Annotated in this window: 3 protein-coding genes and 1 pseudogene; all 4 read right to left on the bottom strand. The window is 64.4% G+C overall.

Annotated features, from left to right (window positions below):
• Positions 1-54: 54 nt before the first annotated feature.
• Positions 55-207 (bottom strand): annotated as a pseudogene (locus tag KP010_RS10510) (transposase); the annotation flags it as partial.
• A 214-nt stretch (positions 208-421) separates the two neighbouring features.
• Complete coding sequence (drmB, locus tag KP010_RS10505) at positions 422-2,233, bottom strand: DUF1998 domain-containing protein (protein WP_253203861.1); 1,812 nt, start codon at positions 2,231-2,233, stop codon at positions 422-424.
• 53 nt (positions 2,234-2,286) lie between these two features.
• Entirely contained in the window at positions 2,287-5,835 is a 3,549-nt protein-coding gene (drmA, locus tag KP010_RS10500) for a DISARM system helicase DrmA (RefSeq protein WP_216280868.1), read from the bottom strand.
• A gap of 72 nt (positions 5,836-5,907) precedes the next feature.
• The gene (locus tag KP010_RS10495) at positions 5,908-9,858 is read right to left on the bottom strand and encodes an Eco57I restriction-modification methylase domain-containing protein (RefSeq protein WP_216280867.1); all 3,951 of its coding nucleotides are present in this window, start codon (positions 9,856-9,858) and stop codon (positions 5,908-5,910) included.
• Between the last annotated feature and the right edge of the window lie 6 nt (positions 9,859-9,864).

The raw sequence follows: 9,864 nt of genomic DNA, 5'->3' as shown, positions 1-9,864 counted from the left end.
GTATCAACCGCCGGGACTCAACTCGCCGCTGGATGAAACTTCGGGGGCACGTCAGTCGATCCAGCGGCCGCCGGATTTCAGCACATGCACGATGCCGCTGATGACCCGGCGATCGTCGACCCGAGCCTTGCCGCGCGTGTCGGTCGGAAGATACGGGGCGATCTTCGAGAACTGGATGTCCGTCAGCCAGAAACGATCGGGAATCATCGGCGCCTCCTTTCGGAAGCCGTGAATCACAACGCGTTCAAAACGCCAAGCTGTTTATGGGTCTGGACCCTAGCACCCCGCCGAGACGAGGGTGCCGCAGCGAGATGCGAGTTTCCACAGCAGTGTAGTCCGGCCTCGTGAATACGGACGTCGATAGCACGAACGCCTTCGCTCGGCTTTGAGCCTGTCAAGGTCGAGGCATGATATCAAATTGTTAGACCTGCACGTTATTGGAACCCAATAATGGCGAGCCTTGCCCCAGAACGGTCTGGACGAGCAGACTGCGATCCAGGCGTCCGTTTCGGGCCTCGCATGAGGTTTCCGGCACCAGCAAACAAGCGTGGCATGCCGCGCCTTGTAGCGGGTAGTCCTCGTTTCCACGGGCCTGTTCCGCGCAGACTGGGTCGTTGGAGCACAGCGAAAGGCGGCTTGCCGCTCTAGCTAGGAGCGCACCGATGTCGTGCGCACGTTCGCTCAGGCCGCCTAAAGTGCCCTGACCGCCCGCGGCGGACGTATAGATGAGAATGCCGAAGCGATCGGGTTGGGCTGCGCCGCTGGAATAGACTCTCTCCTTGAGAGAGGAGAGCGGGTAACCGCATTCGAGCGCGAGTTCCGCCATGAGCGCATGCGAAAGGGAGTGAAGCGCCCAATAGGCCTCGCCGAGATGCTTTGGCGGTCGGCCGAAGCGCTGAGCGTCTTTGTCCTCGCGGTGGCGGAGCTGATCCGAGATGTCTTTCGTCTCGGGGCGCTCCCGCCACTCGTTGATGAACGGGGCGGAAATATGAAGGAAAATCCCTTCGCCGAATTGCTCGACGGCCGGGAGCCATTCGACGCTTCTGGCGAGATCCGCGCAATCGACGTTGAGCTGAATTTCCTCGAGCTCGCATTCGCCAGCCGTCGGCGGCGGGTCGAGCCGCGTGAAACCATAGAGGCAGATAACCTCGCGCAGCCGATGCACCTTGACGACATTCTGAAGGAACGCGTCCCAAGGGGCTGTGAGGCCGAGGCTGTCGCGCGGAAGCGTCTCGCCATAGAGGTGCGAGCCGGCCTCCGGTCGACCGAGCACGGGAGCGCCGGAGGCGAGAAGATCGAATTCGGGGATCTTAGGATTGTCGACGTGTCCCGCCTCGACGGCGTCTCCGGCTTCGAGGGCGCTCATGATCTCGGCGTCGGAAAAGTCTTTGAACGCCTCCTTCGTCTGCGGGATCGTCCGCAAGACCTGCAAGAAATTCGGCAGGACCCGAATGCCGTCGATCGTCGACCGATGTTCGGCGATCGTCTGCCGCACGCGGTCGTCGGATTTAATCAGCGAGATCAGGTTCACAGTCTGTGCGAAATAAGTATTGGTCGCGGATCGTGGTAGTAGATGCAGGCTTTCCTCGCACTTTTCTTCGGCGGTGCGGCGCGGCGTCAGCCAGGGGCTCTGGCAAGTGCAGCCGCCGAGAAATTTCGGCTTATAGAGATCGGCCAGCGTTACCGAGGCGCCGCAAGTGCAGCGCACCGAAATGTCAGAGGGATCGGAGCTGACTCCCCGTTCGACCCAGAACATTGGCTTGCGGCAACTGTGGTCGCCGTTGCGATGCGCCAGCCGGCGCCAGTCGATATCCTGGAGATGCCCCCTCGCGCAGGCGCCAACGAAGCGGATCGGGTTGACCTGGGATTTCTGGGAGTCGCCCCTGTAGCTCAGCTTGCCGAGGCTGTTCACGGTCAGGTCTGCGAACTCGACGATTCGCCTGCGCTTTTCCGTCGTCGGCGCTTGGCCGTCGCCCTTGTCGCCATCGGCGTCGTCGACGACGAACCATGTCGGAAACAGCCGTACCTCGACGCCGGGCGCATTGGCGTCGCGTCGTTCCTCGTCGAACACCGGAGGCTGGCGCAAACCCTGAAAGCTCGAGCTCAGCTTTCCGCCGAGCTGTTGCCGCAAGAGCGCGACGAGACGCTCCTCCTCGATCGGACGCCAACTCGGCCCGAAACGCCAATCCTGTAGGCCTCCCACCACGACTGCATGCTCGGGAAGGTCGAGCATGGCGCCGGGACCATAGGTCAGCAGGAGCTGGCTGAACGTCTGCGTAACATCTGTCATTTTGCGTTCGCGGTCATAAAGGGAGAGCCGTCCGGCGATCTCAGCTTCATTAGGGAAACAGGCTCGGTGTCGCGCATCGAGCGCGCGGCGACGAACCATTCGCGCTCGGGCTCCATATTGGGTTGCCGCTCGAACGGCGCTTGCAGCAGACGGCGGACCGCTTCCTCATTCGCATAGGCGAAATCGCCGCCGTTCGCGGTCAGTCGATCGGCGAAGCGCGCCCATGCGTCGCGGAGCTCGTCGAGGCGCGCGAGGCAAATTTGCAGCGCGTTCTCATCCTGTCCGGCCGTTCGCATCTTTCCCTCGAGCGCATCGCGAACGCGTTGATAGGCGCCGGCGTTGCCGGCGATGCGCGCGGCCGCTTCATTGGGGGTGAGATCGGGCTCGACATGCCGCGCGGCCGCCACGAGCATCGCGGCCAAAGCGCGATCGAGCGCGCGCGGCGCGAAGGGCGTGACGCTCGTCGCCTCCACGGCGCGGTAGAAGCTCATATGGAAGGAGCGGAACTGCTCATAATGCGTTCGGTCGCGCGGCTTGTGGATGTTCAGCAGGGTGACGACGAGGCCCGGCTTCAGGAATTCGCGCCCGACGCGCGAGGTGGCCTGAATATACTCCGCCGCCGTCTTCGGCTGTCCCTGGACGACCATCAGACCGAGCCGACCAATATCGAGACCGACCGAGATCATATTGGTCGCGAGCGCCACATCGACGGCGTTCTTGTCGCGCGCCGGATAGCCGAGGCGCTTGCGGGCTTCGGACACTTGGTCCGTGCTGTAGCGCGAGGTGAGCTCCTGGATTTCGCGCAGCGTGCGGTCAGAGAAAGGCGCGCCGATCGGCTCGCGGCGGATGCGGCTGCGGCCGTAGGAGGTTAGATGCGCGCGCACCTCATCGTCGACGATGCGGCGCGCGCCGCCGAGCTCCCGCAGGGCGTTGAAATAGCAGAGAGCCGTCAGATAGGGGTCGGCCGGATCGTCGACGCCGCCAGAAGACAGAGCCGCGGCGCCGGCGAGCAGAGTCTGCAAGCTGCGCAGGAAGACAAGCTTGGGGCCACGCCCCGGCGAGGCGACGCCGAGATAGAGGCGCGAGGGCGTTTCCCGATCCGCCTTGGCGAAGAAAGAGTCGCCGCGCTGGACGCCCGGCGGCGGAAAGATCGCCGTTCGGTCGCGGCCGAAGAGATTGCGGATTTGCGCTTCGGCGCGGCGGACCGTCGCGGTCGATGCGACGATTTTCGGCCCGCGCCTCTCGCCATTGATCTGCCGCGAGGCGAGCAGATCGAAGGCCGTCTCATAGAGCCCGGCGATGGTGCCGAGCGGACCCGAAATGAGATGCAGCTCGTCCTGGATGATGAGGTCGATCGGACGCAATTCGCAGCCGATCGGCCGACCGCCACGAGGCTCGTCGGCGCCGTAGAAGCCGAGCTCGTCGCGCCGCTCGACATGGCCGAAAAACGCGCCGGTGCGGCCCTCCCAGGGCACATTGGCGAATTTGTCGACCGTCGCGATCATGAAGGCCGGCAGGCGACGGTAGATCTCTTCGTCGACGACGACGACCGGCAGGCGCGTATCGGAAAATGCGCAATCCTCGTTATGGCAATAGATGTCGAGCCGTTGCGGCGTCGAGGCGTTCGGATGGAGCCGGAAGCTGTCCTTGTTGAAATCCGTTCCGCACCAGGGGCAGGATTTCAGCGGCGCCGGCGCCGGGCCGCGCCCTTTGCGGTGCTCGTCGAGCCAGAACACCGCCGTGCCGGGCTTGCGGTTTCTGGCCGCGCCGAGCCGGTTCGGCGTCGCGGCGGAGCCGACCCACAGACCAATCTCGATCTCCCAATCGCCGAGCCGCTTGCGCTCCTTGCGCTCCAATTCCAGCGCGCAGACGAGTCCGGCGGCGCGCTGGAGCTGATCGAGCGTCAGCAGCCGCAGCGTGTAACGCATAACCACCGACAGTCCGGCTCCTTCATAGCCGGGATTGGCGAGCCGGCGGCGGGCGATGGCGAAGGCGGCGAGGCCGAGATAGGCCTCGGTCTTGCCGCCGCCGGTCGGAAAGAACAGAAGATCGACGATCGCGCGATCTTCATGGGTCGGATCGACCAGCCCGTCGAGATTGAGCAGGATGAAGGCGAGCTGGAACAGGCGCCAGCTCGGCTCCTTCGGCGACTTGCCTTCGGCGATGGCGCGGCGCCGATTGGAGAGCGCCATGGCGCGATTCATGACGCCGAAGGCCTCGCGGCTCATCGCGTCTTTTTTCAGCAAGGCGATGCCGGCCTCGATGCGCCGGCGCGCGGTCTCTATTCCGGCGAGGCAGGTTTGCGCCGTCTCGCGCCGCCGCACGCCGTCGAGTGGGCCGACGAGCGCCGCTTGGCTTTTCGCCCAGCGCGCATATTCGGCCGGCAAAGCGGCGAGCGCGGCGTCGAGGGCGGCGATATCTTCGGCCGCCTCGGCCAGTCTCTCCATGCCGCGCTCGACGCCGGCGAGGGGAATGTCCGAGCCGAGCTTCTCCACCTCCTGCGTCGGCAGCGGATTGGTGAAGACGCTGGTGACGCGCCCCTCGACGGCCGGCGCCCAATCGCCCGAGCTATTGTGGCCGACGGCGTAGGAATAGACGTCGCAATAATGGAGATCGGCAAGACGCTCGTCGGGATCTTGCGCATCATAGGAGGCGCGGTCGTCACGCGGCTCGAAGCCTCCGGCGAAATCGAGCTGCAATCTCGCCTGGAAGCAGAAGGCGACATCGCCGAAACGGCTGAGCGTCCGCGCGCGCTTGTTGACGAGGAAGACCGAGACGGCCAGCAGCTCGCGCCTCACCCCGTCTATGCCGGCCGTCGCCGTCTCGCGGACGGAAACGACGAGCTCGAGACCGCCCCCCGGCGCCATGGGCGCGGCGCTGTCCGGCACAATGACGCTCACCGCCTCGTCGCCGGCTCGGATCGGCAGCGTCAGCCGCTCCTCGCGGGGGATGCGCCGCCAATCGACCTCATTGGCGGCGGGAAATCTGGGCTTCTCGCCCTTCGCCTCGGCGCTTTCCCGCGCGGCGGGGAGGAAGACGGCGTCGTCGAGCCGCGGCTCGGTCACATAGTCGCCCCAGGTCACGCGGACCTGCAATTCCTTCGCGTCGCGCGGCAGCAGCACGGTGAGGCCGAGCGACGAGGCGGCGAAGGAGCGCACCGGCGGCCGCTCGGAGCCGGCGCTGTCCTCGGAGCCGGCTCCTCCGGGCGCGCCGACCTCCATGCCCTCGCTGCCGCGCTGCGCCTCGAGTCGCAATTCGGCGCTCTCCTCCTCCGAGGCCTCCGATTCTGGGGCTCTCGCCGTGGGAGCGTCGCGGCGCGGGCCGAGATAGCCGGTGAGATACCAGGTCGAGGGATTGACGCCGGAGAGAATTTCGCGCGCGAGATCGGGGTCGAGATCGGGATGCGGGCCAACGAGATCGCGGCGCAGAAGCTCGATGAGACGATCCCGCGCCTCGACCGGAGAGCCCGGCTTCGGCAGGTCGGAAAGACGATCTTTCGGCGGGACTTCGGAGGCGGCGGGAGACGGGAAAGCGATTTCGTTCATTTCATAAATCCGAACCGGCCGGGACTGTATCATTCGGCCACGAGCGCGCAAACGGCGCGCGCTTCGAGAAGATCACGACAGATCGAGAACATCCTGCGCTTCGTCCGCCTCCTCGGCGGAGCGGCGCGCGCCGCGCTCGGGCGCGAGGCCGGCGGCGACCTCCTCGGCGTGGCGCTCGGCGTTCAGCGCCAGCAGGCGGGCGAGCACGCGGTCGCGCTGCTCGGCCGGCCAGAAATAGCGGTTCTGATAGGTGTGGTCGTCCTCGGTCTCCTCGGTCAGGAACTCAGGGCGCAACTCCTCGGCGAGATCGTCCCAGCCATAGGCGCGCAGCACGGCGCGATCCATCTCGTCATGCAGCTCACGCAGACGACGGATCGGCTCGCCGCGCTCGTCCGCTTTGTGGAAGCGATTGTAGGTCTTGGTCATCCCCTCATCGGCCGCGATCATCAGCGCGGCGCGATGGTCGTGATAGGCTTGGCCGATCGCTTCGAGCGCTGCGTCGGTCTCATAGCCTTGTGGAAAAGGGAAGGTTTCGAAGCAGTCAGACGGTGTATACCGGAGATCGTCCTTCATCGAGGATGCGAAGAACCGCGCCCAAATTTCATGGACACGGGATTGAAGGACGCAGAACCGGCTTCGCAGATTGGACGCGATGATACAGACAGTGTTCGAGAACACAACATTTGTTTGCCAAAACCGGAATGCCATGTGAGGGGACGCGGCATAAGCGCAAACGATCACATCAGCATTCGAACGAATTTTTCTGTACATGGAACTCTTACGATAAGCGAATTGCCACCACCGCTCACGTAAGTCTTTTCGTTTTTGAGTGAGTCTCTCGGGTTGAACGAGGCGTTTCAACAGGAAGTATAATTCCGGACTTCTCTGCTTAGCCTCGGCCTCTTCGAGGTCAGCAAAATCGACAATCCCCCGCTTCATGCCTCCGTCAGCAATGTTATTAATATCTTCGCCGCTGACATATGGAAATATAAATTGCGAGTTGTCATGGTTGTTGGCGAGAATTTCCATATCATTTAAAGAAGATGAAACCCCTCGTGCTGCCCCGGCATCATCAAACAGAAATCCGGCGCCTAATACCATAGAACCATTGAATGCTTGCTTTGCATTGTCGTGTAACATAGGCGGCTTCCCAAGAGCGCTACCCTCAACCAAAAACGGAGAGATCGTGCTGACGGCTTTCCCATCCAAATTGCAATTTTGTCTGTTCTTAGAAATGTGTATCACGGACACGATAACTGCGGCTTCTCCAGGCCAGACCAACCGACGAGTTGCTCTAAAAATGAAGCCACCGCTCCGAACGATTGCATCTAAACTTGCTTCACGAGTGTCTGCTTGCTTAATCGTGTTGGTGGCGACGAGTCCGAACGCTCCCCCAGAATTCAGGAGATTGAATGCTCTCCGAAAGAAATGAGCAACAAGGTCAGCGTTCATTGTGCTGGGAGGTCGAATCATTGATACTGATGCGTTGTAGTTCTCGCCAAGTTCCTCGGAGATTTTCTTTCCACCGAGGAATGGTGGATTCCCGACAATTGCGTCGAAGCCGGACTCGTCACGCGCGAAAACCTCCGGAAACTCGATCTCCCAATGAAACGGGCGCCAGCCCTGCTCGGCGCGAAAGGCATCGCCCTTCCGGTGAAGCTGCTCCCAATCTGGCGTGAGCGATCCCGCGATCCAGCTTTCGACCTTTTGCCGCTCGGTCTCCCGCCCGCGCGGCTTGTCGGCGGAAAAGAAGGCGGCGATCACCGCGTCGCCGACGATGCGCGCCGGCTCGCTCGCATCCAGCACGCGCGAATAGCGCGCCGCCTGCGCCTCTATGCGCACATCGTCGCCGGCGTTGCGGATCGCCTCGCGCCCTTGCAGCGCGCCCTCCACCGCCTTTTTGATCGCGTCGCGAAACAGCGGCAGGCCGGGCTTGGAGGCGTCCCAATGCGCCGCCGCGATCTCGTCGCGCGTGAGTCCGACGAGGCTGTCGCCGGATTTCAGCGCATGGTCGAGAAAGGTGAATTCATGATCGCGCGCCAGAGTCGCCAGCCAGAGCGACAGGCGCGCGAGATCGACGGCCATCGGATTGCGATCGACGCCATAGAGGCATTTCTGCGCGACGAGCCGGCGCGCATGCAGCGCCTCGTCCTCGTCCGGCGGCACGACGGGCTTTTCGGCGCCATACATGTTCCAGGCCTGCTCGAGCCTTTGGCCGAGCTGGCGGCAGGCCTCGACCAGAAAGGCGCCGGAGCCGCAGGCCGGATCGAGGATTTTCAGACCCAGCACCGCCTCGGGCGAGGCCCGCTCGCCGATCCGCTCGAAAGCCGGCTCCAGCGCATGGCGCACGATCGGCTCGGTGAGCGAGCGCGGTGTGTAATGCGAGCCGGAGCGCCGACGCTCTTCGGTCGGCTGGAGAAAGGGCGCGCCGGGTCCGATGGGCGTCGCCTTGGGCGAGGCGCGGTCGTCGACGAGAGTTCCGAAGGCTTCGACGAGGGCGGCGACATCGCCGGCCTCCTTCACCGCCTTGGCCTGCTTCGCCGAGAGCTTGATCGATCTGTCCTTGAGCCATTTCTGCCGGTCGGCGGGCTTTTGCGCCAGCAGCGTGTCGAGGCCGATGAAGGTCGGGAGCTTTTTTTCGTCCCTCAGCGCGATCATGCGCTCGCTCGCGCGATCGGTCGTGAAGCCCATGACGGTCTCATAGACCGAGCCGATCGATTCCACATCGAGCGAGCGATAGGAGAGGCGTTCCCTGATCTTCTCGTTCGAGAGGCTGCGGCCCTCGATCGTCATCAGCCCATGCAGAATGCGCAGGATGCAGCCGTCGGAGACCGGAAGGACGGTCGCAGCCTCGCGGTCCTCGCCTTTTTCGCGGCCCTCGAGGAAGGGGAAGCCCTCCGGATCGAAGAGCTTGCCGCCGCGGCCGGTGACCCAGCCCGGATAGCCCGTGTGAATGAGGCGGAACACAGCGAGGAGCTGGCCCCAGCCGCCGCGCCGATCGTCCATCGTATCGGGATTGAGCGCCTCGTCGGTGAGGAGGCGCATGTAGAGGGTCTTGATCGAATAGCCCTTTTCCCAGAGCTGGCGGAGCGCCGGCTCGGGCGATGAGGGCAGAAGATCGCGGTCCTCGGCATAGAGGAGGAACACCAGCCGCATGAGGCAGGTGAGCTGGCCTTCGTAGAGATGCTGCGGGTTGTTCTCGGCGAGCGCCTCGATGCGCTCCGGCGCCGCCCGGTGCAGACCGCGCAGCAGCTCGTGCAACGCGCCGAGCACTTGGCCGGAGAGCTTTTCGGAAACTTCGTTCTGCGCGGCGCGCGAGGCCTCCAGCAGCGCCCGCAGGCGCGTCTCCGGCGTGCCGGCGAAAAAGGCGCTGCGGCCGAGACAGAGCTTGAGGCCGGCGAGCATGGGGCGTCCCTCGACCCGGCCGAGCGGCGCGAGCGGCCAGGAGAGCCAGCCGGCCGTCTCGCCGCGCGGCGCATAGACGAGCCGCAGCGTGTTGCGCGCGACGAGCAGGCCGACGCCGACATTGGTTTCGCGCAGCAGGCGCTCCAGCCGCTGATGCGGGCTCGCCTCCCATTCGCTCGACGGGAACTGGTTGCGGTCGTCCGCCTCGAGCGAGGGATGCAACATCACCAGCGCCTGGGCGGGAACGCCCTCCGGCGCGTCGCCCTTCCATAGGACGACCATGTCCGGCGCGAGCAGCGTCTCATGCTCGGGAACGGTGATGGTGAGTTCCGGCGGGATCGCCGGCCCGCCGGGGGCGCCGGCGACGAGCTTCGCCGACCAATCCAGCACGGTCTCGAAGAAGCGCCAGACGTCGTGCAGCTCGAATAGCCGATCGTCCTCGCGCCGCGCATCGGTCGGGAGGCCGAGCGCCTGCGCGGCGTCTTCCGTGTCGAGCGGCGTCTGGCGGATGGGATTGAGGCCCCGCTCGCGCAGAATGTTGGGGCCGACGACCAGCCCCTCCGGCTGGAGATAATTCAGCCATTCGACGGTTTCGTCCGGGCGCGCCTGATAGGTCATGGTCTC

It is taken from the genome of Methylosinus sp. KRF6, from assembly GCF_018887255.1.
Lineage (GTDB): Bacteria > Pseudomonadota > Alphaproteobacteria > Rhizobiales > Beijerinckiaceae > Methylosinus > Methylosinus sporium.
Note: the sequence above shows the minus strand (reverse complement) of the source record. Positions and strands in the feature narration are given on the sequence as shown.